Source organism: Schleiferilactobacillus harbinensis DSM 16991, from assembly GCF_000425885.1.
In the GTDB taxonomy this organism is placed as follows: Bacteria; Bacillota; Bacilli; order Lactobacillales; family Lactobacillaceae; genus Schleiferilactobacillus; species Schleiferilactobacillus harbinensis.
In genome coordinates, this window is the sequence record NZ_AUEH01000005.1 from 67,988 (window position 1) to 91,596 (window position 23,609).

The window sequence follows — 23,609 nt, forward strand, 5'->3', positions numbered from 1 at the left end:
AAAACGAGAATGGACCGGGGTGTTTGCGTTAATGGGTCTGCGCTGCGATTTTCTTACCAAATTCAGTCTGATCGAAATGATCAATGATGTCTTTCAATTCGTCATGGCGCAGGCTGGCGCCGAAGAGGGGACTGCCGGGTTCGGTCATGATGCCGTCGGCGATCGTGTAATGGACGACGGTGTCAAACCCCATGCTGTCCACGAAAGCGGCCACGGTATCGACGGCCTCGCGGTCATCACCAGTGACGAACAGGGCCTTGCGTTTCGGGTCGCCCTTGAGCCGAGCTTCTTCCTGCAAGTTGTGGTAGCCCATGTGGTTGAACGTTTTGACGATCGTCGCGCTCTTGAAGTAGGCCTGGACCTGTTCGCTGGACGTGGCTGATGGATCCAGGACTTCTTCGCGAATGCCGTCAGTTTCCCACCAGTAGTTCATGGCATCAATAACCAGCTTGCCCTTGAGTAAGTTAGGATCGATGTTCTTGTACCGGCTGAGGGGAATCGCGAGAATAATGATGTCGCTGTTGGCGACGACGTCGGCGTTCTCCGAAGCAATGGCGCCAGGAACCAAGGTCTTGATGGTTAGGGCGATCTTTTCGACCGCCCCGGAGCCGGAAATGCGCACTTCATAGCCTGCATCCAAGGCGAGTCCGGCGAGAACGATGCCGACTTTTCCGGCGCCTAAAATACCCACGCGTTTAATCGTCATTATTTCACCGCCGCCGTTTCTGCTAAGATTTCCTTCACCCGGGGGACGACTTTTGTGCCGTACAGTTCAATCATTCGTTCACGCTGGGCGGCGGTTTGGTTGCCGGCACCGTAGACGATATCGAAGCGGCCCAGGCCGAGTTGGTCAATCGTCCGAGCCATGCGCTGCGCGACGATTTCTGGGGTGCCCACGTAGAATGAGCCGACCTTGGTTTCGCCGTCGAATTGTTCCCGGCTCATTGGTGCCCAGCCGCGGGTCAGGCCGATCCGGTCGAAGTTGGCCTTGATGTTCTTGTAGGCCACTTCTAAGGCGTCATCCTCATCATCTGCAATAAACCCGTGGGAGTGGACGGCGATCGGAAACTCCGGCTTGCCCAGCTGCTGCGCCGCGGCATGATATAGATCAATATACGGCTTGAAGCGGCTGGCCTGGCCACCAATGATGGCAATGATCACTTTGTAACCGACTTTTACGGCGCGGATGATCGACTCCGGCGAACCGCCAATACCGATATAGGTTTCCAGCTTGCCGTGTTCGGTCTTCGGGTAGACATCTTGATCCTTCAGTGAGGCACGGAATTTGCCCGACCAGGTAACCGGCTTTTCGTTCCGCAACAGGTCGTACAAGCCTAGCTTTTCGTTGAACAGATCATCGTAATCGGTCAGATCGTAGCCGAACAATGGGAAGGATTCGGTGAACGAACCGCGGCCCAGCATGACCTGGGCGCGGCCGTTGGATAAGGCATCCAGGGTGGCGAACCGTTCATAAACGCGCACTGGATCGTCGGAACTGAGCACCGTCACGGCTGTCGCCAGCTTGATGTTCTTGGTTACCGCCGCGATCGAGGCCAGGACGGTTTCCGGACTGGACACGCTATAATCCGGCCGGTGATGTTCGCCGACGCCCATGACGCTCAAACCGAGCTCATCGGCCAGCTGGCCTTCCCGGACGATTTGCCGAATGGACTGCGCGGCCGTCTGTAAACTGCCATCTTCATTGGCGACAATGTCCCCGAACGTTTCCAACCCGAATTCTAAGTGATCGATATCTACCATTGCGTATGGCCTCCTATATCTGGTTGCTTACTTTTTGTAAGTGAATAATCATATAGTATGGCATTTTGTGGCGAATGGCAACCCTCAGTTTTTTCCGAGCAGGTATTTTTTGCGTAATGTAATGGGTGATGAGGGAAAATAGCCCTCGTCGGATCCGCAATTAGAATTGGAGGAAACCGGATGGTGTTACAAAAAGTGCGACGCGCTGGTGTGGCAAAAGTTGACGATGAATTTTCTCTCGGTGTATACTTGATGTATACAGAGGGAGATGAGCAGATGACGGTAAAAATTCGCAAGGTCGGCAATTCCAATACGCTCACCGTGCCAAACACGATTCAGCCGCAAGCAACGGAATATGATGTCTATCAAGGCCGGGATGGCGTGATTGTTTTTGTACCTAAACATCAGAATCCTTTCCGCGATGAGGAATACATCAACACCCATGATTTGACGCAAACCGAAGAAATCGGAGGAACGCTCATTGGCCGCGAAATTCCAGAAGACTGACGCCTACATTCCAGATCAGCAAGACATCATTTGGCTCGATTTTGATCCGGCGGTGGGGCATGAGATTCGAGATCGGCGGCCCGCGGTGGTGCTGAGTAATAAAGGGTACAGCCAGCTGACCAACCTGGTGGTCGTGGCGCCGATTACGCATGCCAAGAAAAACAAATTGCGCAAGAACGGATTTTTTGTCCCGGTCAATACAGAAGACATTGACGGGTACGTTAATCCATTGCAGTTTTTCACTTACGATTACCAAAAACGCCGGGCAGAATATGCTGGCTTTTTGCAAACAGCGGATTATGTCACCGTTAAACAGACTGTGTTAGACATCTTGGATTAGCATCAACGAGGCTCAATTACGCAACGGCAGCGTGATTGGTTTTTCTTTTTAAGTAATAGACGACAAAAGAGATCATGGCGTGTTAACTTTAAGGAAGCGGCTAATAGAAAGAAGGTATTTTCCATGTCTGAAATTCCTACGATTACTTTGCGTGACGGTTTACAATTGCCAGCGATCGGCTTCGGCACCGCCGGTATGCGCGGTGCGCAAGGCGTCCAGGCCATCGATAGTGCGATTAACCAAGGCTACCGGCTGATCGATACCGCCTACAATTACGAGAACGAGGGCACGGTGGGCGCAGCGGTCCGCCGGAGTCCGGTGCCCCGGTCGGATTTGTTCATTTCTTCTAAGCTTCCCGGTCGTTATCACGAATACGGCAAGGCCGTCACGGCCATTCAAGAATCGCTGTACCGAGCGGGCTTAGACTATTTCGATCTGTACCTGATCCACTGGCCGAATCCGGAGCGGGATCAGTACGTGGATGCCTGGCGGGCGTTGATCGATGCCCAGAAGTTCGGCTTGATCCGGTCAATCGGTGTCAGCAATTTTGTCCCGGAATACTTAGATCGGTTGGAGAAAGAAACCGGTGTGTTGCCGGCGGTGAACCAAATCGAGCTGCACCCGCACCATAGCCAGCCGGAGCAGCGGGACTATGATCGCGCCCACGGTATTGTGACTGAAGCCTGGAGTCCGCTGGGCGGGAAGGGCCCGAAGACGCAGCGGATTCAAGAAACCTCGGTGCTCCAGGATTTGGCAGAGAAATACCACAAGTCCGCTGCCCAGATTATGCTGCGCTGGGAGCACCAGCTGGGCGTACTGCCTTTGCCGTTGTCCCACAATCCCGGACGGCAGGCACAAAACTTGAATATTTTTGATTTCAGTCTGACTCCTGATGAGGTGCAGGCTGTCACTGAACTTGATGGGGAACGGCAGGTCACTGGTTACGGTGATCCGCGGACCCACGAAGAATTGTAAGTTAGACAAAGAAAGACCTGACGGTGGTTCGCTGCCGTCAGGTTTTTGCGTAATGTATTGGTAGAGGAAAGAGACTGCAACAAGTTCGACAATGACTTTTTACTTATTATATACTGCATATGGAACTATTTGCAGTATATAATAAGTAAGAAAAGGAGAGATATTGGATGGCCCAGCCGTTGAGTCGACTCACAAACCAGTACAGTACGTTCACGTTTGCCACAGCCAAACGTTTTGGTGTAACCCAGGCGATGCTGCAAAAGGCAGAACGACATGGCGGCTTACGCCGCACTGAACGGGGCGTGTTTGTCGTCACTGGGTTCCAGAGTGATGCCCTCACCTTACTGAGCCAGCGGTTCAGCTTGGGGGTGTTATCGGGTACAACTGCGCGACAGTTTTACGACTTGTCAGATGAACTGCCGGCGTATTACGAAATGACCTTTCCCCGGGGCTATCACAATCCCAGTCTGGCCCGACATCATGTGCGTCCGCGTTATCAGATCTCGCAGCGGTACCAGCTAGGAATTGAAGATGCGCCCACACTGACGGGTAATCCGGTGCGGGTGTACTCAATTGAACGAACGGTGTTGGAGACATGGGAAGATAAAAACGTTGACGTGGAAGTGCGCCAACAAACAGTACAAGAGTTTATCCGCCGGTACCGGCAGGATTACCACCGACTGGCGGAAGTTGTCCGGCTTGCAACGGTCCTCTATCCCAATACTGGCTTAATTGCCACCCTGGAGGTACTTACCGGGTGGCAAAAAAGTTGAGCCGTCTGGAGTGATTAACTCACTTCCGGGCGGCTCATTTCAATGATTCTTTAAACATGTTCCTTGGAGCGTTCAAATGACTTAGTCGGGGTCATGATCATCCGCTGATCCTGGAAGGACAGCGGATAGACAACATACCCCGACTGATCATAATCTTCAGCATTCCACCGATCGCCCCAGTACAACAGCTGGTCGCCCACCGGCAGAATAAATGTCGGCTGACTGCCATAAGTCGTTTTGTCGCCGATAGTCACCAGATTAGTCCAGTCGCCGTCAATTCGGTCAGCACTCGCTTATTGCCCTTGATTCGGCGCCCAGCCGGTACAGAACGAACTCAGCATGTAATACCGGCCATTCTGCTTAAACAGTGCCGGTGCCTCCCGGTATTCGCCGTTCCACAACCGATTGACCAAGCGCTGGACGTTCAAATAGTCATCGCTGAGCCGATAGATGTGCATGTCGGCGTTATCCCGAGCCGTAGAAATAAAGTAGGCCGCGCCATCCTCATCTTGGAACAGGGTGCAATCCCGGGACATGAAGCCGAAGGGTTGGAAGGACCCGTGGTAAGTAAATTCATCTTCCGGATTGGCCGCCGTAGCCACTGCCGCGGATGCTTCCCGATAGTCTACGCCGTTTTCGTAATGCAGCCACATCACATATTGTTTGGTCTGCGGGTTGTAGAGTACTTTGGGCCGTTCCAAGTTCACCTTGTGTTGCGAATTGCCCAGGTTCAGCGTGGCCCGGACCCGGGTCTTGGCCATGGGCGATTCGGTGGTCAGACTGTGCCGGACGAATTCCCAATTGATCAGGTCTGTGGAGCGGTAGCAGCTCACGTAATAATTTTCCCGCCGGTCCTCACCGTACCAGTAATACGTATCCGCCACCTTGATGATCGTCCCGCCATGGGCATGTAGCGGGGCACCCGCGGCATCGGTCCAGACAGCACCATTCGTTTGTTCAGTCAGCATTTCTCTCGTCCTCCTTGATAGTTGGTTCACTGTGTCCATTGTGCCGAAGAAAGGTGGGCACTTGAAGGCGTAATTTGCAGACAAAATAGGCGAATCTGAAGAAACAGTCATTATGCCTTGTGAAGGGCTTACAATGCACAGGCAGATGTGCGAAAATGCCTGTATACAATAGAATTCACAAGTAAAAGGAGACTTTTATTCCATGGCACATACACTGCAAGAAATTGACGCGGTCATCGCCCAGGGCCCGTTTCACCCCACGTGGTCGGAACTCGCCACCAACACCGTTCCTGCCTGGTGGGCGCACGCCAAGTTCGGTATTTTCAGCCACTGGGGCGTCTTTACGGTGCCCGAATTTGGCAGCGAGTGGTATTCCAGAAATATGTATATCCAAGGATCCGCGCCGTTTAAGCATCACGTGGCGACATATGGTCCCCAGGATAAGTTTGGTTATAAGGATTTCATTCCCCTATTCACCGCCAAGGAATTCGATGCGGACAAGTGGCTGGCTCTGATTCAAGCCTCGGGGGCGCAGTACTACATGCCAGTGGCCGAGCACCATGACGGCTTCCAGCTGTACAAGAGTACCTTGTCCCACTACAACAGTGTTGAAATGGGGCCGCATCGCGATGTGATTGGGGAGTTGCGCCAGGCGACACTGGCCCGCGGGCTGCATTTCACCCTATCCAATCACCGGGCCGAGCACTGGTTCTTTATGAGTCATGGCCGGGAATTCCCCAGCGATATCCATGGCGAGTTGAAGCGCGGTGATTTCTACTGGCCTGCCATGCCGGAACCGAAAGACCACTTTGATACCCGCAGTCAGCCTTATCCTACCCAGGAATACTTGGAAGATTGGCTGTTGCGGAACTGTGAGCTGGTGGATAATTATCAACCCGAGCTGGTGTATTTTGATTGGTGGATCCAGCACGAAGCCTTCAAGCCGTATCTGTTAAAATTTGCGGCCTACTATTACGACCGGGCGGCCGAATGGGGCAAGCAGGTATCCATCTGTTACAAGAACCAAGCCATGGCTTGGGGCAGCGGTATCAAAGAAATGGAGCGGGGCGGTTTCAATACAGCGCAGCCGTTCCATTGGCAGACCGATACGGCCATTGCGCGGAATTCGTGGTCGTACACGACGACTTTGGACTACAAGGAAGCACCGGAGATTCTGTGCACTTTGATCGATACCGTCAGCAACAACGGTAATTTACTGCTGAACTTTGGCCCGAAAGCCGACGGCAGCATCGCCGATAAAGACCGGCAGATTCTGACAGCGATTGGGGCTTGGCTGAAAGCCAACGGCGCAGGCATCTATGGTTCCTTCCCTTGGGAAAAGTCAGCAGAGGGACCGACCCAAGCGGCCAGCGGAGCGTTCTCGGATAGCAAAGCCCAGGTGTATACGCCTGAAGATTTCCGGTTCACGAGCAAGGATGGGGCCATCTACGCCTATCAATTGGCGCCGGGGGAGCGCACAGAGGCCGTGGTAAAGACCTTTGCCGCGATGCCGGCGGGCCATGAGGATGAAGGGTACAACGGCATTATCAAACACGTTGAACAGTTGGGCGTTGGCGACGTGCCGTTTACCCGGGACGAGGCGGGGCTGCATATTGCCGGGCAAACGGTTGCTGATGGTGTGCCGCGCGGGTTCAAGATTATTTCTGAATAGTAAAACAGCACTGCTGGCAGCCAACACTTTTGCTGTGGTTTTGATATACTAACGGTGACTGAAGAAAGACACAGATTCACCACAACGGTCCTATCACCCGTTGTGGACGATCATCCTCGCGGGTGGTCGTTTTTTGATTACATCACCCATGAATGCAAGCTTGCGCACATGTGCATACCTGCATTCATGGGTGTTTTTTATGCGGTAGGATACTTTCAGCATGCATTAATTGATGGAGGTATTCATACATGACAGAGAAAAACGATCCCGCCAGCGCTCGCCGGCGGATGCACAGCCCGAATAAGAAAACCAAGGCCCGCGCCTTGAAGATCCTGAAAGAGTATAAACGGGTCAAACGCCACGCCCGTTACGTCGCCATGGCCAACGGGAGCAGTGAAGAGAAATGAGAAAATGGCTCAGTCTCCTGGGTATCGCTCTAACCGCTGTCAGTCTCGCGGCCTGCGGTACGCACCAAGCAGCGAAGAGCGCCAACGTCAGCGTTGAATCCAGTCAGCCCACCAAATATCGCCGGGTCGTCGTGTCCACGGGCACGATTGCCCAATATTTATCGGCTCTCCACGTCCCCATGGTGGGGGTGCCGCAGGAAGATAACGTGCCAGCCAGTCTGAAAAAGCTGCCGACCATAGGCCAGCCGCGGCATGTTAATTTAGAGAAAGTAGTCAGTCTGCACCCGGATCTGTTCATTGGCGACGCCGCCATGGCGAATATGACCCAGCAAGCCCTGGCTAAACAGAAGATCAAGACAACTTACTTAGATAATATGAGTTACGACAAAGTGATGACCAACATTGAGCGGCTGGGCAAGATGTTTGGCCGCCAAGCCCGGGCCCAAGCCATCGTCAAGCGGATGCGGCAAAATGAAGGCAAAGCCGTGGCCGGAGCGGCGAAATTAAAAGGAAAGAAGGTGGTGATTCTTTTCGGTACCGGAGAAAACTTCATGGTCGCCACGAAGAACTCCTATCTGGGCAGTTTGCTGGGCAAACTCGGGGTCCACAATATCGCGGACGATCTTGTTCACGCCCCGACGCCTTACATGCCGATTAGTATGGAGTCCGTGGTGGCTAAAAATCCAGATTATATCCTAACGCTGGCCCACGGCAATAAGCAGGCAGCGACCGCGGCGTTCAAGCAAGAAATGGCCAAGCCCATCTGGCAGACCACCGCAGCTCGCCAGCAAAACCACGTCTATGCGTTGGCTGATCAGACTTTTCCGGTGACCGGCAACATCCACGCCGACACCACGTTGACGAATTTAAAGGATTTGTTGCTGTATGGTCCGCAACAGTAAACAACGATCTTTGCTGGCCTTGGTGCTGGGCCTCCTGCTTCTGGTCAGCGTCCTCCTCAGCGTTGGCTCGGGCAGTGTCCATATCCGGCTGCCAGAGATTGCGGCGATCCTGCGCGGGGCCGCCACCCCGAACGCCGCCGTTTTCACTCAGATTCGCCTCCCCCGGGTGAGCTTATCGCTCCTGGCGGGTATCAACCTCGCTTTAGCCGGGCTGCTCCTCCAGACCGTGCTGAAGAACCCGCTGGCTGATCCGGGAATCATGGGGATCAATGCCGGTGCCGCATTTGGCGCCACTTTGATCATGCTGCTGTGGCCCGCCGCTACGGCGGCAGTACCGTTGGTCGCCTTCCTGGGGGGAATGGCGGCCTTCTTGCTGATTGTGGGCTTTTCTTGGCGGCGGAATTTGTCGCCGGTGGTCCTGATTCTCGCCGGGGTGGCAGTGAACACAGTGATCAGCGGTGGCCAGTCCGTGCTGACGACGCTGTTCAGCGATCGGCTGCAGGGGGTGGTCACTTGGCTAAACGGCGACTTGAGCGGAAAAACATGGGGGCAATGCGGTCTGCTGCTGGTCTATGGGGTGCCGGCTTATCTGACCGTCTTGCTGCTCAGCCGTCAGCTGAATGTATTGAGTCTGAATGATAACGCCGTCGCCAGTCTGGGGTTGCCGGTACGGCGGTATCGGTTAATGTTATCAAGCGTGGCGGTGTATCTGGCCGCTATCACGGTGGCCCAAGTCGGGCTGATTGGCTTCGTCGGGTTGATCGTGCCGCATATCGCCCGCTTGCTGGTGGGCGGCAATCATCGCTGCCTGTTGCCGTTTACTGTCCTGCTAGGGGCCGTGGTTGTTTCCTTTGGCGACACTCTCGCCCGAACCATTGTCGCGCCGGTGGAACTGCCCGTCGGTACGATTATGGCGATTTTTGGCGGCCCTTTCTTCTTATTTCTTTTAATCCGGCGAAAAGGGGGTACAGTTTGATGATGACTGGTAAAGAACTCACCTATCGCTATCCCGGTGCGGTTCAACCAGCGCTTCAACAAGCCACGGTGACACTGCCGCCGGGCCAAATCACCGCGTTGATTGGCCCGAATGGATCGGGCAAAAGTACTCTGCTGCGCTGCCTGACTGGCACACTGACGCCGCAACAGGGCACTGTTTGGTTGCAAAACCGGCCTTTACAGCATCTGCCAGCCAGACAGCGAGCTCAGCGGATTGCCGTGGTCCAGCAGGCTAACCAGGACCAGCCGCTGCTGACGGTGGAAGAAATCGTCCGGCTTGGCCGGACACCTTTTCATCGGCTCTGGTCGTCCTGGACGACGGCCGACCAGCACGCTGTTGAGCAGGCTTTGGCCAATACCGGCTTAACCGATTTGGCTGACCAGTCGTATACCGCCTTGTCTGGCGGTCAGCAGCAGCGCGTTTGGCTGGCCATGGCATTGGCTCAAAAACCGGCTGTGCTGTTTCTGGATGAACCGACAACATATCTGGATATCCATTATCAGCTCGGTTTGCTGCAGACATTACGCCAATTGAGCCGGACTCAAGGGCTGACGGTCGGTTTGATCCTCCATGATTTGAATCAGGTGCTGCAGTTTGCTGATCGGACCTACTGTGTCCAAGCGGGGCGGATCGTTGCCGGCGGGAAAACAGTGACGGTTTTGACCCCGGCCTTGATCCGTGATGTTTTCCAGGTTGAGGCCAAACTCATCAGCGGTACTTTGGCACTTCATTAGTAAAGAGGCGTCCCCATCAATCACGGGGACGCCTCTTTTGGCCGCTTGGCCTAAATGATTTCCAGATGCAATTGTTCCTCAGATACCCACGCCAGTTTCGCTTCCAACTTGAACAAAGTCAGCGAAATGACCGCTGGTACGGCCACACCCATGAGCAGATAGACCCAGAACATGCCCATGTTGGGGGAAGCCAAGGCAATTGGCGCAATCAAGGAGTTCAACCCCAAGCCGGCTAATTTATACGTAGCCTGGAAGTTAAAGACCATCGTCGCGATCGGGGCCGCCACCACCGCGGCCACCATCGGCGGAATTGCCAAACGCGGATTCGCTAGCAAATTGGCGAACTGCACTTTCGGCGTGATGATGCCCTGGGCAATGTTCGCGCCCAGATTGTTTCTGCGGAAAGACATGATCGTAAAGCCGACGAATTGTGCGGTGGTACCAATCAACGCTGCCCCGGAAGAGATCGGGTCGAGCATGATGGCTACCGCCAGTGCCGCCGATGATGCCGGGGTCATTAAGAAAATGGACCAGGCCAGAGAGACCAGCATTGATCCGACTAATGGATTGACTTGCATCGAGTTCGCAATGACTTTCGATAACCAGACCAGGGCCGGGGTAGTGACTGCGGCCAAGCCCAAGCCAACCACGGTGCCGATGAACGTGGCCGCCAAGGGGACCAGCATCATGTCCAATGGGGTCTTGCCGGTTAAGTAGTTACCAATCAAGACGGCCACTAAGCCCGCGGCAACGGCCGAAATCGGCTGACCGGTGGTCAATACGATGCCGCCAGCGGCCTGGGGCAAGGCATGTCCCGTCGCGGTGATGCCATTCGTGGCAGATTGAGTGAAAAAGGCCGCGTTCGCCCCAATTGTCGAACTGATCATGGCACTGAAAGTAACGAGCGTATTAGCTTTTAATGTGACGGCGATCGCCACACCAAAGGCTGGTCCGAGCAGGACCTGGGCAATCGCCCCAATTTGGTACAACGCGGTCCAATGAGTAAAATTGGCGATGGACTGCAACAACAGGCCAATCCCCAAACACACCAAAATGGCATTCGCCACTCCGGCTGATACCCGGTATACATAATCCATGGTCTTCGGTTTCGCTGCTGCTGATTCCTCCATCCAATCGCCTCCTAATAAGTGTTGATGAGAATTGTACTCGGGAATCTAGATAACTGCAATACTATTTTTGAAAAATATTTGAAAAGTCCAATGAAAAGGAACTTTTCTGCCATCGACCGATAAAAAAAGCCTGAACCCTGGGGTTCAGACTGAAAATTGATTATGTTAATGAACAGGCTTCTTGAATTCCGGCCGCAAGGCATGCCATAAACTCTCTGCTGCCTGCCGCCACTGCTGGCGGGTTGCCGGCGGTACAGCTTGGACGGCGTGATGGATGACCCGCAGGTGCCGTACTGTGAACAAATCATGGGTGGTCCTGGCGTGGGTGGCATCCACCACAGTATACAGAGACGCCAGCACCGTGCCCCGTTCTTCCCGGGGGATGCTTTGCAGCCATTGGGTGACGGCTTCCTGGGTGTACTGCGACAGAAAATCCGTCTTGGGGCGACGGACAAAATGCCGGCCGCGCACCTGCCAGGTGAACGGATCATGCTGCCATAGGGTGAACCCATCGCTGTCGACCACACTGAAATCCTGGTGCGGTTCCAGCAGCATGCCAAAGATTGAGGCCTGGGGCACCAATTTGGTGATCCGCGGTGCCAGCAGTACATACCGCTCTTCCATCTCTGGATCAGGAAGGAAACCCGGTCCGTCAAAATTGAAGATGCGGACGATGTCTTCCCGGGCCGCCGGCGTACTATTCAGGGCGGCGTAAACCGCTAAGTTGCCGCCCTTGGAGTGACCGCCGAGATAATATTGGCCGGGGAAGGCGGCCTGAATATCGCGCAGATAACGGGTGGCGGCCCGCTGCGAGGGCACGACCGGCAGGTAAGACATGTTTAAGTCTTCCTTCCAGCCGGCGATCGTCGAATTTGTCCCGCGAAAGGCAATATAGTACTGTTGCGGCGCAAGTTCCAGCGTCATTGCCGCAAACTGCTGGGCGGCCGCGGCATCGAACTGTTCCCGGCACTGGTGCCACTGAACATCGCGGAAGCGGGGACTGGCGGTGAGCAGCCGCAGCAGCGCTAAGTAATGCGCCGGGACATAGGTGTGCGCCGTCATCTGCCGCTGCATCGCCGGATCAAGCGCTAAGTCGCCCAGCCGATGATACTTCGTTGTATACAGCCGGCTGAAATCCATGTACGACAGCACAGCACAAATCAAACCGTCCACTTCGTTGAACGGCTGCTGCGCAAATGGCTGGCCACCATATTGCGCTACATAATGGGCAAGATAATGACTGGCCACGACTGACACCTCCTTTGATCTTCGATTTTGGCACGATTGCGGAGAGAAAACAAGCCGCTTAAGACTGACGCAACGGTCGGTCTCAAGCGGCTTGGCGGAACGGAATTAATAGTTCACTGGTTCATCGCGCGGGACTGGTGCGTTGCCGTAAATAGCCTTCGCAGTCCAGTCCTTGGCTGGATCAGCCCAGAACGGATCGCTGACGGGCAAGCCCAGCGGCAGGAACACCGTATTGCACAGATACACACTGCCGTGATTGATGTAGCCCTCGCCCATGGTTGGCTGATTGCCGTAAAAACCGATATTCAGCCAGCCGTTGGCATCGAACATATCCGTGGCGGTGATGGTCCGCTGGATCACAGCGGTCAGCGCTGCCCGCACTTGGCTGGGCGCGACGTTTTCCGGCAGGTTATGCTGCCAGGCCGCCTGGGCCAAGGCGTGGAATGCGCCAAAGCGATAGGTGATGGACCGGCCCAGTACCGGGAATGTACCTTCGGGGGAAATCACTCGTTCCAGCGTGGCCGCATAGCGCGCGGCACGCTGGTAGACAACGTCCCGAATAGACCGGGTGTACGCGTCTGAATAATACGTCACCGCGTCCACCAGCAGCGGGTGAATGACATAACTGTTGTAGTAGTCCACGTGGACGTTTTGACCATCGCCGTAGATCCCGTCGCCGCGGTACCACTGCATCATCTTTTGCAGCAGCGTATCGATCTTTTGCTGGGAATAAGCTGGATCGTCCAGCTTCCAGCGCATGATTTCCACCAGCACGCTGAAGAGCACCCAGTTGGATTCATACGGCTTGATTTGGGCGGTCAGTTGCAGGGCGTACAGAAAATCATCCTGGACATCCTCCGGCATATCGTCGATCATCCGGTCCCCGCCGCGCAGAATGCCGTCCGCGAGGAACGCCATATCCACCAGCGGTTGATGGTCGCCGACGATGGGCATGTAATCTTGGGATTCAGGGCGCATGCCGTTGGCTAGGCCGCGGTAATAGAGATCGAGGAACTCGGCTTGCACGGCCTTTTCGTTTTCTGGAATATCCGTTGCGCCCAGCCAAGGGCCTAAGCCGCAAATGGTGCGGCCGAACGCCTCCAGCAGGGCCGACGGTTTCAATGGTGGCGTCTCCGTTGGCAAATCGCTGTGCAGTGTCTCGTTCGCCAGACTATGCAGCACCGGCGATGCGATGCGCTGCATCGTGTCAAACCAATATGTTCGTTCATCAGTCATTCGAATCACCAGCCTACCAGATAAACAGAGCCTGCCCAGTGACCCGCAACAGAGCCTCCAGGTAGAAATAGTCGCCGTAAATCATCGGGAATTCGTGGGTCGCATCATGATAGGCGGCCGTACCTTTCTCTAACAGAAAGTCCGTGCTGGTCTCAAAATGCGCCCGCTGCTCGGTCAACGCTTGGAGGAGACGCAACGCCGCCGCCCGATAGACGGCCGCATCGGCATCTTCGACATGCTGAGCCAATTCCAGCAGCCCGCAGGCCGAGATCGCGCCAGCGGACGTGTCTTCCCAGTCATCAGGCTGAGCAAAGTCCACCGGCAGCAGGCCATCTGCCGGGATCCGGGAGATGACGTAGTTCGCCACTTGCTGACTGCTGGCTAAGAACGCCGGGTCGCCAGTGTGCCGGTAACTCAAGGCAAAACCGTACAGCGCCCACGCTTGGCCCCGGGTCCAGCTGGAGCCTTCGCCCAAGCCTTGACCGCCGGGGACGTCGATATACGCGCCGGTCTCTGGATCCAGATCCACCATGTGGTTAACGCTGCCGTCGGCCCGAAGCAAATACCGTGCCGCTGTTTGCGCGTGCTTCTCCGCCACAAACTTGAAGCGGGGATCGTGGGTCTCCCGACTGGCCCAATACAGCAAGGGCAGATTCATCATGCAGTCAATGATGAACCGGCCGGCCATGTGACCGTCACCGTTGTCGTTCCAGGCCCGGATGAAGTTGCCAAGGGGATTGAAGCGGCCGGCCAAATTCTCGGCGGCCAGCAGACCTCGGTTGCGGGAGGCCTTGTTACCGGTCAGCGTATAGTCTGCCACCGCAGTCGGCAGCCATTTGAAGCCATTGTCGTGGTCCAAACGGTCTGCCTGCATCAAGTTGGCGTCCAGCTGCTGTTCCAGAGTTTCGGCGTTGTCCCGGTAAACCTGGGTGCCGGTGACATGGTAAAGCTGCCACATTAAGCCGCCCCAGAAACCGTTAGTCCACCACGTGGGATCCTTCGTACTCAAATCGATAAAACGGCCCTGGTCGTCAGTGGTGTAGGGCATGGCCCCGGCATTACGGGCGGCCACGGTGGGCATTTTGGCGATGATTTCAGCAATCGCGGTCGTGACCCAGACGGGTGCGCTTGTCTCTTCTGTCATGGGAAAAATCTCCTACTTGAGTTCTTGCATGGGAATGGCATCCATGTCGTCATAAGTCTGGTTCTCGCCGCACATCGCCCAGATGAACGAATAGCTGCTCGTGCCGATCCCGCAGTGGATGGACCAGCTGGGGTTGACCACAGCCTGCTCCGGGCTCAACACAATATGCTTCGTTTCAGTCGGGGTACCCAGAATATGGAAGACCCGAGCATCAGGATCAGAGAAGTCGAAGTACATGTACGTCTCCATCCGGCGGGCATGGGTGTGCGCTGGCATCGTGTTCCAGCCGGACCCATCTTCCAAGACGGTGTAACCCATCTGCAGTTGGCAGGTATCCATTTGGCTGGCATCGATGTACTTGTAGATCGTCCGCTTGTTCATGTGGGCCTGATCGCCCATCGGCTTGGACAGGGCGTTGGCAAACGGCAGCTTCTTGTTCGGGTACGTCTTATGGGCCGGCGTTGATACGACGTAGAACTTAGCCGGCTTAGCGGCATCCTTCGACGCAAAGACTACGTGCTTGGTGCCCATGCCGACGTAGTAACCATCCTGCTTGACCATCTCTTCAGTTTGGCCGTCGATGGTGATCGTCCCTTCGCCGCCGATATTGATCACGCCGAGTTCCCGCCGCTGCAGGAAGAAGTCGACACCCAGACCTTTGTCCAGCTTGATCTCCAACGGTTCATCCGTCGGCGTCACGCCGCCAAAGATCATGCGGTCGTTGTAAGTGTAAGTGAGCAAAATGTTGCCGGGTTCGAATAACTTCGGCATCAAGAACTGCTCGCGCAGCTTATCGGTGTCGTAGTGGCGAATGTCCTCTGGACTGTGGGCATACTGGGTAACCATGTTGAAACTCATGAATAATCCGCTCCTTTAGATTTCTTAATAGGAAACTCTATTTCTTATACGTACAATCCGACTATAGCATGACTAGCCAGAAAAGCAACCGGATTCATGCATTTCGGCCAAAGAATTGCAGGGCAGTCAACGCCGGAAATGGGGACGCAGGGTCCGCCCGATGCAGATCATGGAACGTGACGGCGGTGGCGGTGTGTTCGGCAAAATCGAAGTATTGCGGTTCTCCGGTCTTGCGCAGGGTCAGGACCTCGTTTTGGCCATCAGAAAAAGTAAGGACGGCGGTGTCCCACCAGCTGTCGTGGGGGAAATCGGCCCGCAAGACGACCCCGACCCGATCGAGAATGACCGGCCGGCCCAGTTCCACGGTCAAAGCAGCGTGGGGATCCTGGTTGATACCCCAGGACAGGTAGGGGTATTCGCCGTGGAGATTGCTGGCCCAGACGCCGTCAATGGCGTTTTGAGCAAAGAAAGTCGCGTCGTTGCGGGTTTCCACGTTAGCGTGGGCATGGGGGAAGATACCGGTGGCTTGCGGCTGGTCGTGGGGATTCAAAGCCCAATCCCGGTAAGTGTCGGTCTCCTCCGGCCAGGCACGCCGGGCACTGAGGTAATGGCGCTGGGTCTTAAACGCCGCCTCGGGCCGGGCGTCCTGGGCATTTTGACTGAGATCGATTGGGTAATCCCAAATCGGGGTGGTCAAATAAACCAGGGTGGGCGCCAAGGTTTCGTCAAACTGCACCACGTAGTATCCGGGCACGCGATCCACTTGCAGGCGAATGATGTCGCCATCTGCATAGGTAAGGGCTTGGGTGGCTAAAAAGACACTGTCGCTGCCGGTGTTGTGCAGGTCCTTGGGCGCGTCATCGTAGTCGTTTTTACCCTGGCGGATTGCGCCTTGGGCGTTCAGAATCGTCAATTGCAGCATACTTAACTAGATTCCTTTCTTCTTATATACTATTGCAACGTCATCGTGACGGGAGCCAGGCCGTTGGTCTGACAGGTGACCGTGGTGCGAGCGGGGTCAGTACTGCGGACAAAAATGACCAAGTGCCCCGCCAGTGTCCGGCGATAATCGGCGCTGTAGTCGGTCGTGTCCGCGAGATTGCCGTTCTCCAGCCCCAGCAGTGTGCCGCCGGTCACGGCAGCATGGATAATTTGTTCCGCTTCAGTGGGATGGCCGGCTTGGTCGAGCAGCGTGATTTCGATTTGGTAAACATCATCGTCAGCGGTTTGCGGGGCCAGGGGATCAGACCATACCGCCGCGTGCAGCTGAGCAGGAGCACCTACGGGGACCAGCGTATCGGTGACTTGCGCGCCTTGATACGTCCCGCGGACCAGCAGCGGCTCATTCTTGTAGGCGATGGTGGTTTCGTAATAGCCGTGTTTGGCATCGTAAACCGGCGCCGACAGCGGGGTAGTCCCCAGGGTCAGCTGCAAGTGCTGGCAGTTCGTGTAGAAGCGGACGGTAATGACTGAACCAGGTACATAGTCCCACCGCCGATAAAGCGGTTCCCATGGATAGTGTAACGTACCTTGGGGAACGGTGACCATCTTTAATACGGGTGTTTTTGCCCACCAGCTTTGGCGTAAATAATAAGGTGTCTTAGGAAAGCCGGCCAGCGTGAGCAGTCCCGCGCCAGACCCGTGGATCGGCCAGCCCTGGGCCTCGCCGAGATAGTCGATACCGGTCCACAGAAACTGGCCGGCGACATACTCATGGTCAGTCACCGCTCGCCAGGCGGCATAGTCGTGACCGTTCTCGCTGCCGATGAAGGGCTTCGTCGGGAAGCGTTCGTGATCCTGAGCGTAGAGGTGTTCCTTGTAGTTGTAGCCGACGACATCCAGTGCGTTGAGCAGACCAGTGCGGGCGGACAGTTCCGGGAAGGCGGCGGCTAAGGTTACCGGCCGGGTGTCGTCGTTGGCTTTAACGATCTTCGCCAATTCAGCCGCAATCACGCTCAACCGTCGGGTATCCGGTCGATCCGGATTATATTCCCGTTCGGCGGCCGGTTTATTAGCATCATTGTTGCCGGTCATTTCTTTAAACAAGGGATTGGCATACGGATCGTTGGGATAATCGACTTCATTGCCGATGCTCCAGGCAATGATAGACGGGTGATTGCGGTCCCGCTGGACCATGTTCGCCAGATCGGCCGCGTGCCAGTGGGGGAAGTCGTGGGCATAGCCGCCAAACTTCGGCGGATACACGTTGTGCCCCTGCCACCACTTGTTTTTCGGGTTCTCCCATTCATCGAAGGCCTCGTCGAAGACCAAGAAGCCCAACTGGTCGCACAAATCATATAGCGCTGGCGTATGCGGGTTGTGACTCATCCGGATCGCGTTGGCCCCCATTTTCTTCAGCGCCAACAGCCGGCGTGTCCAAACGGAGGCCGGTACCGCCGTGCCCAGCACGCCAGCGTCTTCATGGAGGCACACACCTTTGATTTTCAGCGGCTGGCCGTTCAAGTGAAAGCCAGTATTCGGGTCAAACGCGGCATTGCGGATCCCGACAATTTGGGTGTACGTACTTTGCACATCACTGCTGTCACTGGTCAGCGTGGTCGTCAACCGATATAAATGGGGATGATCCACCGACCACAGGGCCGGTTGGGGCAGCACGGTACTGCTGGTGACGACTTTTTCTTCATTACTTTTGATCGTTTCTGTATGGGTCAATGACACTGTCTGGTCCGTATCAAGGCGAGTCAGTGTATCCGTGACGGTCACGAGGTGCGTATTTACTAAACGATTGCGGACCTGATGACGAATTTGCACCGTCGCCTGGTCTGCAGTGACCGCCGGGGTGGTGAAAGTTGTCCCGTAATCGGGGATCATCAGCGCTTGGTGAACTTCCAGATAAACGGGCCGATTCAACCCGGTGCCATTGAACCAGCGGGAATCAGCCAGTTCCTGCCGCGTCAGCCGGACGGCGATGACCAGATCATCATCCGGGGCATCCGCCAAGAGATCCGTAATATCGAAGCTGAACTCCGCATACCCGGAAGGCCGGCCGCCCAAGTGATAGCCATTGACCCAGACGTCACTATTGCGGTAAGCCCCAGCAAATTTCAGGATCACCGTATCATGGTCTGAGCGGGATAACGCCGTCAGGGAGAAATGTCCCCGATACCAGCCCACGCCGCCGTTTAAGTAGCCGGTGCCGCTGGCGTTATGCCGATCAAAGGGTTCATGAACGCTCCAATCATGGGGCACACTGACCCGTTCCCAGTCAGTATCATCGAAGTCTTTTTGCCAGGTCGATTGGGCGTCAGTATGGCTGAAGCGCCACGTCCGTAATTGTATTTGTTCCATGGTTTCCTCCTATTGATTGCGCTTTCTAGAGCAACTATCTAGAATGTACGAGATTTAACGGAAGTTGTCCAGATAATTCCAGAAAATGTTTTAGTAAATTAACCGGAGAAGTTTTGTTGAAAGGGCTCACTTTACGAAAACTATAGATTATAGTACCAAATGTAAGCGAGAATAATAAGATGCTGCTAAGCAATTATCGTGCCAAAGCTTAAAACCGATGATAAGCAATTATCGCGCCAACAGCTGTTAATAGACGGAACCATCTGGAAAATGCTTTTAAGCCAGCTGCATTTGTTTTGCCCAAAAATAATATAGTGTCAACTTGTCCGGCTAAAATTCTGGCTAATTAATGTGTTGAACAATGGTTTTGATCTGGCAGTGTTGGTTGAGGGGGAGGAGAGAACGAATCATTGTAGGACCGCACTAAGAATCGTTGGTTGTCCGAATCAGCTAATGTATTAATTCTTATTGCAGCTGTTTCTGGGCATTACTGCAATACATGTGGCTGCTAAGAAATTCGCATCGCAACTCGCAATCTTTTCATCGGGAGGTGGCTCATTATGAAACAAACAGCCGCAGAAATTACCGCAGAATCGGAGGACCAATCAGGTCGCGGCGCCGTGCGCAAGAAGCACCCCTGATTTCAGCGCATCCATTACCAAACTAAAGGCGATATCGCCGTTGCCACGATCATTGGTGTCAGCTTCGCCCTCTTGTGTCTGATCTTGTTCCTATTCATGATCGGCACATCGTTCTCGTCCGAAGCCAGTTTGACGGAATATGGCATTCACATTTATTCCCCATAGCTTATCCTTGGCGGCGTACCAAATATTGTTTGAAGGCAAGCAGATCTTCATGTCCTATGGGGTGACGATCTTTATCACCGTTGTGGGCACCCTCTTGAGCCTGATCCTGAGTGCAATGATGGCCCATCCGCTGTCCACCGGCCGGTTGAAGCTGGGGAACACCATCAACTTTTTGGTGTACTTCACGACGCTGTTCGGTGCCGGCTTGGTGCCGAGCTGCCTGCTGATCAGCAAGTAGCCGCACATGGATAACACCATCTGGGTACTGATCATCCCCGGGGTCATCAGCCCCGGAACATGTTCCTGCTGCGCAACTTCTTTTCTTCCATTCCCCGGTCGCTTTCCGAATCGGCGGAAATGGATGGCGCGCCAGAAATGACCATTTTGTTCAAGATCATCCTGCCCGTCGCCAAACCGGCGCTGGCCACGATCGGTCTGTTCTCCGCGTTGGGTTACTGGAATACTTGGTTCGGCGCTTTACTTTACATTTTTGACCCGAACCTGTATCCATTGCAGTTCCTGATCATGAAGAACGTCGAGACCATTCAAGAAGCGACTCGGCAAGGGGTGCCATTTCCACAGCCAATCTGCCGGATATCGCTGCCAAGATGGACACCGCTGTGGTCGCCATTGGCCCCGTTGTCGTATTCCATCCATTTGTCCAGAAATACTTCACTTCTGGTTTGGCGGTGGTGCAGTAGGCCACGCATCTGAACAATGTCATCTTTTACGAAGGCGCGGGCCTCCGAAATTTTTTTTTGGGGGGGAGCAACAGTGACAACAAAACGACTAAAATTAGCGTGGAGTATTGGTTGTCCATGCCGTGGCAGAGGGCCCAAAATGATCAAGCCCGGCCAGCGGCAGTCCAGGCCGCAACCAGCGACGCCGCCTGCAGCCAATTCGGGAAGGTCCTCGATCAACATCTGGCGGTCAAGAAAAACGACTATATCGCCGTGCGCGCGGCGGCTAACCAGAAACAGATTCATGAAACGGCGTACGATCAAAGCTATCCCAAAGACAAGATCATTGTACGCGGCGGCCACCAGCTGGCCTTAGCCGGTTTGGTCAAATCGGTAACTGGCCAATACGGATTGCGGATCCAATCTAACGGTACCGCCAAGATGCTGGTGAGTGTCAGCAATGAATCTGGCACGGCGTATCAGACGATTGCACTGCCCGATACCCATGGCCAATGGGTGACCCTGGCCTATTCCGATTCAACCGTCCATTCAGCGTAAACCGATTTCTATGCCGTGATTGGTAATTCGGCCGTCACGGTGGACTTTGCCGCGCTGAAATACTTTAACCAGCCCGGCGGCACCGTTTTGGTCGGTGAGCAAACCGCTTGGTCGGTGACAATCACCAATGCCACTCGGCAGGAACCAGCCGGAATGATTTTGGCGGCAGATGGCCGCAGTCTGCATTGGCAACCCGCTAAGGTAAGTGTATACGAGGCGGTGATTGCAGCCGATGACGGCACTACGATCGTGACCAAGACACTCACGCTGAACGTTGTCCAGGATCGCCAAGCAGCCTACGATCAGGTCCATGCCACCGTCGGCAAAGAGCCCTATTCAACCGACTTCCCGTAAGCTTTGGCGGCTTATTGCACGACGCTTCAACAATCCCACCCTGAGCGACGGCAGCCTGAATTATGTCGCTTCTCCAGATATGGTGACCACTTATGTCGGTGATCAGCAGCGAACAATTAATCTCACCCGCCTGCTGGACGACGATCCCGGGTCAACTAATGGTGATTTCAAAGCACCCCAGATCTTCGACTTTGGCCCGGACTTCCGCGTGCGGCCGACCTCGTTCATGATCCAAGCCCGCACCGGCTTCCCGCACCGCAGTCAGGGGACCAATGTTTACGGCTTTTTGGACGGAAAGGCCTGGACGAAGTTGACGGAACACATGACGGATTGCGTGACCATGCCGCAGACCTTCCCAATGGGTAAAGACAAGCAGGCCGCTTACCGCTACTTGAAGTTCCAAGTTGACGAACCCGTTTTGCCGACGGATCCGGCTTATCCGGGGGTGATTGATTACGGGGAGATCCATGTGTTTGGAGAGCGCACGCTGATGACGAAGTGAAGTAAAAGATGACGTATTTGTAGCAAACAGCATAGGATCGCTAGAACAATGCGATGCTATGCTGTTTTTATAGTGACGCGGAAAAGTGAGGGGCAGCGCCAGATGACTAGAACAAAAAAGGACCAATAAAGTTAAATCCAGAAGATGTACGGAACAAAAATAGAGGGAAGGTCGTCATGTCGGTCTTCTCGTTTAGTAAACGGTTTCCAGTAAAACTTTTCCGGACAAATTGGCATTATATGTGTGTGGAAGTGTTTACTTTTACAATAGTCTCGTATATTATATACGGTGTAAGCGCAAACAGAAAGTACGGTATTGAGAATACAGTACCGTTAGTTGTCCGGACAATTGATGGAAACAAGGAAAACTCTCAAGATCACTTCGATGAGTTGCGTGCAATCGTCAAAAATTTAGTAAAATTCGAGGAGGAGTTTTGTGATGAAGGGCTGGAAAAAGATTGGCCTGACCTTAATGGTCACAGCTACTGCATTAACACTAACGGCATGTGGAGGCGGTTCGTCCAATACCAGTGGGGAATCCAATGGCAAGGTAACCATTCAGTTCATGCACTGGGGCGGTACCGACACATACAAGGGCGACTATCAAAAGCGGATTGAGGCCTTCGAAAAGGCTAACCCAAAGATCAAGGTTAAGACCATCACAGTTGGCGACAACTACGATACCAAGCTGCAGACCATGATTGCCGGGAACAAAGCACCGGATGTTGCCCAGGTAGCCGAAAACGGGACTGGCTTTGCTTCTAAGAATGCATTTATTGATTTGGATCCTTACATTAAGAAAGACAATCTCGATATGGTTAAGACGTATGGCAATGCGTCTGCGTTGTACAAGTGGAAAGGCAAGTTTTTCGGTATGCCTGACCGGGGCGGTTCCGGTATTCTTATCTACAACAAGAAGATTTTTGATAAGGCCGGCTTAGCCTATCCGAACGACAAGTGGACCATGGAAGACTTTTACAAAGCAGCCAAGAAGCTGACCATTGACGGTACTGGCAAAGAAAAGAAGCAATACGGTACGCAGGTCGCTGACTACGTCCTTGGCTGGGGCGGCGCAATGATGAGCAATGGCGGCTCCGTCATCAATGCTGCCACAAAGAAAGCAACGATCAATTCACCCGAGAACGTGAAGACTTTTGAAGAGTACAACAAGAACTTCAAGGAATCCAGCATTCCTTACCAAGTTTCTGAAGATAAAGTTAACCGGTTCCAAGGCGGTAAGGTAGCCATGATTCTTGATGGTATGTGGCAAATTCAACCCAGCATGAAGCTGAAGGGTATGGAGTTTGACATTGCTCCGATGCCCGGCAAGTACACTTGGTCCACTGGTTCTGCCTTGACGATTTCTCGGCAGTCCGACAAGGCTCACCAAGATGCGGCTTGGAAGTTTATTAAGTACATGGGTAGTTACAAGGCCCAACAGATTCTGGGCAAGAACTTGATGGACTGCCCGGCTAACTTGCAGGTGCTGGATTCTAAGGAATTCCAGAATCAAAAGATCATGGGCAAGACGGTCAATATGGAGGCCATTGCTGAAAACCAGCGGAAGGTCAAAATTGATGGCATGCTTAAAGGACCGTGGTACGCTGAAGCAATGACGGAAACGTCCAATCAGTTGAAGGAAATGCTTCTTGGTCACCAAACTCCGGCAGCAACGCTTAAGTCTTTACAATCTAAATTACAGACAATTGTGAATAAGTACTAAGCGTCTGTCTAGCGTGAAGTAAATGG

The 23,609-nt window shown here is 54.2% G+C and carries 26 protein-coding genes; 15 read left to right on the forward strand and 11 right to left on the reverse strand.

Annotated features, from left to right (window positions below):
- Positions 1–28 precede the first annotated feature (28 nt).
- Together H627_RS0102485 and H627_RS0102490 are read right to left on the reverse strand one after the other, a co-directional pair.
- Entirely contained in the window at positions 29–709 is a 681-nt protein-coding gene (locus tag H627_RS0102485) for an NADPH-dependent F420 reductase (protein WP_027827649.1), read from the reverse strand.
- Positions 706–1,761: an LLM class flavin-dependent oxidoreductase gene (locus H627_RS0102490; RefSeq protein ID WP_027827650.1), complete on the reverse strand. Its 1,056-nt coding sequence runs from the start codon at positions 1,759–1,761 to the stop codon at positions 706–708. Before H627_RS0102490 ends, H627_RS0102485 begins: the two co-directional genes overlap by 4 nt.
- A gap of 180 nt (positions 1,762–1,941) precedes the next feature.
- On the opposite strand from H627_RS0102490, the gene H627_RS0102495 reads away from it, so the two are divergent.
- The 4 genes from H627_RS0102495 (at position 1,942) to H627_RS0102510 (ending at position 4,356) form a co-directional block, all read left to right on the forward strand.
- Positions 1,942–2,268, forward strand: a complete 327-nt coding sequence (locus H627_RS0102495) for an antitoxin of toxin-antitoxin stability system (RefSeq protein ID WP_223849916.1) — start codon at positions 1,942–1,944, stop codon at positions 2,266–2,268.
- On the forward strand, positions 2,243–2,608 hold the full coding sequence (locus H627_RS0102500) for a type II toxin-antitoxin system PemK/MazF family toxin (protein ID WP_027827652.1): 366 nt from the start codon (positions 2,243–2,245) through the stop codon (positions 2,606–2,608). Before H627_RS0102495 ends, H627_RS0102500 begins: the two co-directional genes overlap by 26 nt.
- Before the next feature lie 123 nt (positions 2,609–2,731).
- A complete protein-coding gene (locus tag H627_RS0102505; protein ID WP_027827653.1) occupies positions 2,732–3,583 on the forward strand; it encodes an aldo/keto reductase in 852 nt (283 codons plus the stop codon).
- Between the two features lie 167 nt (positions 3,584–3,750).
- On the forward strand, positions 3,751–4,356 hold the full coding sequence (locus H627_RS0102510; RefSeq protein ID WP_027827654.1) for a type IV toxin-antitoxin system AbiEi family antitoxin domain-containing protein: 606 nt from the start codon (positions 3,751–3,753) through the stop codon (positions 4,354–4,356).
- Between the two features lie 50 nt (positions 4,357–4,406).
- Here H627_RS0102510 and H627_RS19010 read toward each other — a convergent pair whose 3' ends face one another.
- Positions 4,407–4,610 (reverse strand): hypothetical protein, encoded by a 204-nt coding sequence (locus tag H627_RS19010; protein ID WP_051225111.1) that lies wholly within the window; start codon positions 4,608–4,610, stop codon positions 4,407–4,409.
- 39 nt (positions 4,611–4,649) lie between these two features.
- The gene (locus H627_RS16690; RefSeq protein ID WP_051225112.1) at positions 4,650–5,324 is read right to left on the reverse strand and encodes a family 43 glycosylhydrolase; all 675 of its coding nucleotides are present in this window, start codon (positions 5,322–5,324) and stop codon (positions 4,650–4,652) included.
- 202 nt (positions 5,325–5,526) lie between these two features.
- Here H627_RS16690 and H627_RS0102520 point away from each other — a divergent pair, with 202 nt between their 5' ends.
- The 5 genes from H627_RS0102520 (at position 5,527) to H627_RS0102540 (ending at position 10,036) form a co-directional block, all read left to right on the forward strand.
- On the forward strand, positions 5,527–6,996 hold the full coding sequence (locus H627_RS0102520; RefSeq protein WP_027827655.1) for an alpha-L-fucosidase: 1,470 nt from the start codon (positions 5,527–5,529) through the stop codon (positions 6,994–6,996).
- Between the two features lie 248 nt (positions 6,997–7,244).
- Positions 7,245–7,403 (forward strand): putative metal homeostasis protein, encoded by a 159-nt coding sequence (locus H627_RS20305; protein WP_162143216.1) that lies wholly within the window; start codon positions 7,245–7,247, stop codon positions 7,401–7,403.
- Positions 7,400–8,305 (forward strand): ABC transporter substrate-binding protein, encoded by a 906-nt coding sequence (locus tag H627_RS0102530; RefSeq protein ID WP_027827656.1) that lies wholly within the window; start codon positions 7,400–7,402, stop codon positions 8,303–8,305. Before H627_RS20305 ends, H627_RS0102530 begins: the two co-directional genes overlap by 4 nt.
- A complete protein-coding gene (locus H627_RS0102535; protein ID WP_027827657.1) occupies positions 8,289–9,281 on the forward strand; it encodes a FecCD family ABC transporter permease in 993 nt (330 codons plus the stop codon). The genes H627_RS0102530 and H627_RS0102535 overlap by 17 nt, the downstream gene beginning before the upstream one ends.
- Positions 9,281–10,036: an ABC transporter ATP-binding protein gene (locus tag H627_RS0102540; RefSeq protein ID WP_051225113.1), complete on the forward strand. Its 756-nt coding sequence runs from the start codon at positions 9,281–9,283 to the stop codon at positions 10,034–10,036. Before H627_RS0102535 ends, H627_RS0102540 begins: the two co-directional genes overlap by 1 nt.
- Positions 10,037–10,086: 50 nt before the next feature.
- Here the strand turns inward: H627_RS0102540 and H627_RS0102545 are convergent, their stop codons facing one another.
- From H627_RS0102545 to H627_RS0102575, 7 genes are all read right to left on the reverse strand, one after another.
- Positions 10,087–11,166 (reverse strand): PTS sugar transporter subunit IIC, encoded by a 1,080-nt coding sequence (locus H627_RS0102545; protein ID WP_027827659.1) that lies wholly within the window; start codon positions 11,164–11,166, stop codon positions 10,087–10,089.
- Positions 11,167–11,331: 165 nt separating this feature from the next.
- Positions 11,332–12,414, reverse strand: coding sequence for an Mbeg1-like protein (locus tag H627_RS0102550; RefSeq protein WP_027827660.1), 1,083 nt, complete (start codon positions 12,412–12,414; stop codon positions 11,332–11,334).
- 105 nt (positions 12,415–12,519) lie between these two features.
- Positions 12,520–13,650 carry a DUF2264 domain-containing protein gene (locus H627_RS0102555; RefSeq protein WP_027827661.1) on the reverse strand — a complete coding sequence of 377 codons (1,131 nt, stop codon included), beginning with the start codon at positions 13,648–13,650 and terminating at the stop codon, positions 12,520–12,522.
- Between the two features lie 13 nt (positions 13,651–13,663).
- Positions 13,664–14,794: a glycoside hydrolase family 88 protein gene (locus tag H627_RS0102560; protein WP_027827662.1), complete on the reverse strand. Its 1,131-nt coding sequence runs from the start codon at positions 14,792–14,794 to the stop codon at positions 13,664–13,666.
- Positions 14,795–14,806: 12 nt separating this feature from the next.
- On the reverse strand, positions 14,807–15,652 hold the full coding sequence (gene kduI / locus H627_RS0102565; protein WP_027827663.1) for a 5-dehydro-4-deoxy-D-glucuronate isomerase: 846 nt from the start codon (positions 15,650–15,652) through the stop codon (positions 14,807–14,809).
- A 94-nt stretch (positions 15,653–15,746) separates the two neighbouring features.
- On the reverse strand, positions 15,747–16,574 hold the full coding sequence (locus H627_RS0102570; RefSeq protein ID WP_027827664.1) for a hypothetical protein: 828 nt from the start codon (positions 16,572–16,574) through the stop codon (positions 15,747–15,749).
- Between the two features lie 29 nt (positions 16,575–16,603).
- Positions 16,604–18,961, reverse strand: a complete 2,358-nt coding sequence (locus tag H627_RS0102575) for a glycoside hydrolase family 2 (protein WP_027827665.1) — start codon at positions 18,959–18,961, stop codon at positions 16,604–16,606.
- Positions 18,962–19,741: 780 nt separating this feature from the next.
- Between H627_RS0102575 and H627_RS19935 the strand changes: the two genes are divergently transcribed.
- From H627_RS19935 to H627_RS0102610, 6 genes are all read left to right on the forward strand, one after another.
- Positions 19,742–20,005, forward strand: coding sequence for an ABC transporter permease family protein (locus tag H627_RS19935; protein ID WP_152319360.1), 264 nt, complete (start codon positions 19,742–19,744; stop codon positions 20,003–20,005).
- 59 nt (positions 20,006–20,064) lie between these two features.
- Complete coding sequence (locus H627_RS19940; protein ID WP_027827667.1) at positions 20,065–20,481, forward strand: ABC transporter permease subunit; 417 nt, start codon at positions 20,065–20,067, stop codon at positions 20,479–20,481.
- A gap of 104 nt (positions 20,482–20,585) precedes the next feature.
- Entirely contained in the window at positions 20,586–21,005 is a 420-nt protein-coding gene (locus tag H627_RS0102595; RefSeq protein WP_027827668.1) for a hypothetical protein, read from the forward strand.
- A 15-nt stretch (positions 21,006–21,020) separates the two neighbouring features.
- Positions 21,021–21,359, forward strand: coding sequence for a hypothetical protein (locus tag H627_RS0102600; RefSeq protein ID WP_056990055.1), 339 nt, complete (start codon positions 21,021–21,023; stop codon positions 21,357–21,359).
- Positions 21,316–21,861 carry a hypothetical protein gene (locus H627_RS0102605; RefSeq protein ID WP_152319359.1) on the forward strand — a complete coding sequence of 182 codons (546 nt, stop codon included), beginning with the start codon at positions 21,316–21,318 and terminating at the stop codon, positions 21,859–21,861. Before H627_RS0102600 ends, H627_RS0102605 begins: the two co-directional genes overlap by 44 nt.
- Positions 21,862–22,299: 438 nt before the next feature.
- The gene (locus H627_RS0102610) at positions 22,300–23,583 is read left to right on the forward strand and encodes an ABC transporter substrate-binding protein (protein ID WP_035439833.1); all 1,284 of its coding nucleotides are present in this window, start codon (positions 22,300–22,302) and stop codon (positions 23,581–23,583) included.
- Positions 23,584–23,609 lie beyond the last annotated feature (26 nt).

What these genes read in the sequence shown, in the direction of transcription:
- H627_RS0102490 (WP_027827650.1), bottom strand. Translation starts at nt 1,761, where the DNA reads ATGGTAGATATCGATCACTTAGAATTCGGGTTGGAAACGTTCGGGGAC.
- H627_RS0102595 (WP_027827668.1), top strand. Translation starts at nt 20,586, where the DNA reads ATGCCGTGGCAGAGGGCCCAAAATGATCAAGCCCGGCCAGCGGCAGTC.
- H627_RS0102605 (WP_152319359.1), top strand. Translation starts at nt 21,316, where the DNA reads ATGCCACCGTCGGCAAAGAGCCCTATTCAACCGACTTCCCGTAAGCTT.
- H627_RS0102575 (WP_027827665.1), bottom strand. Translation starts at nt 18,961, where the DNA reads ATGGAACAAATACAATTACGGACGTGGCGCTTCAGCCATACTGACGCC.
- H627_RS19935 (WP_152319360.1), top strand. Translation starts at nt 19,742, where the DNA reads ATGGCATTCACATTTATTCCCCATAGCTTATCCTTGGCGGCGTACCAA.
- H627_RS0102535 (WP_027827657.1), top strand. Translation starts at nt 8,289, where the DNA reads ATGGTCCGCAACAGTAAACAACGATCTTTGCTGGCCTTGGTGCTGGGC.
- kduI (WP_027827663.1), bottom strand. Translation starts at nt 15,652, where the DNA reads ATGAGTTTCAACATGGTTACCCAGTATGCCCACAGTCCAGAGGACATT.
- H627_RS0102530 (WP_027827656.1), top strand. Translation starts at nt 7,400, where the DNA reads ATGAGAAAATGGCTCAGTCTCCTGGGTATCGCTCTAACCGCTGTCAGT.
- H627_RS19940 (WP_027827667.1), top strand. Translation starts at nt 20,065, where the DNA reads ATGTTCCTGCTGCGCAACTTCTTTTCTTCCATTCCCCGGTCGCTTTCC.
- H627_RS20305 (WP_162143216.1), top strand. Translation starts at nt 7,245, where the DNA reads ATGACAGAGAAAAACGATCCCGCCAGCGCTCGCCGGCGGATGCACAGC.
- H627_RS0102540 (WP_051225113.1), top strand. Translation starts at nt 9,281, where the DNA reads ATGATGACTGGTAAAGAACTCACCTATCGCTATCCCGGTGCGGTTCAA.
- H627_RS0102555 (WP_027827661.1), bottom strand. Translation starts at nt 13,650, where the DNA reads ATGACTGATGAACGAACATATTGGTTTGACACGATGCAGCGCATCGCA.
- H627_RS0102545 (WP_027827659.1), bottom strand. Translation starts at nt 11,166, where the DNA reads ATGGAGGAATCAGCAGCAGCGAAACCGAAGACCATGGATTATGTATAC.
- H627_RS0102560 (WP_027827662.1), bottom strand. Translation starts at nt 14,794, where the DNA reads ATGACAGAAGAGACAAGCGCACCCGTCTGGGTCACGACCGCGATTGCT.
- H627_RS16690 (WP_051225112.1), bottom strand. Translation starts at nt 5,324, where the DNA reads ATGCTGACTGAACAAACGAATGGTGCTGTCTGGACCGATGCCGCGGGT.
- H627_RS0102505 (WP_027827653.1), top strand. Translation starts at nt 2,732, where the DNA reads ATGTCTGAAATTCCTACGATTACTTTGCGTGACGGTTTACAATTGCCA.
- H627_RS0102495 (WP_223849916.1), top strand. Translation starts at nt 1,942, where the DNA reads ATGGTGTTACAAAAAGTGCGACGCGCTGGTGTGGCAAAAGTTGACGAT.
- H627_RS0102570 (WP_027827664.1), bottom strand. Translation starts at nt 16,574, where the DNA reads ATGCTGCAATTGACGATTCTGAACGCCCAAGGCGCAATCCGCCAGGGT.
- H627_RS0102610 (WP_035439833.1), top strand. Translation starts at nt 22,300, where the DNA reads ATGAAGGGCTGGAAAAAGATTGGCCTGACCTTAATGGTCACAGCTACT.
- H627_RS0102510 (WP_027827654.1), top strand. Translation starts at nt 3,751, where the DNA reads ATGGCCCAGCCGTTGAGTCGACTCACAAACCAGTACAGTACGTTCACG.
- H627_RS0102520 (WP_027827655.1), top strand. Translation starts at nt 5,527, where the DNA reads ATGGCACATACACTGCAAGAAATTGACGCGGTCATCGCCCAGGGCCCG.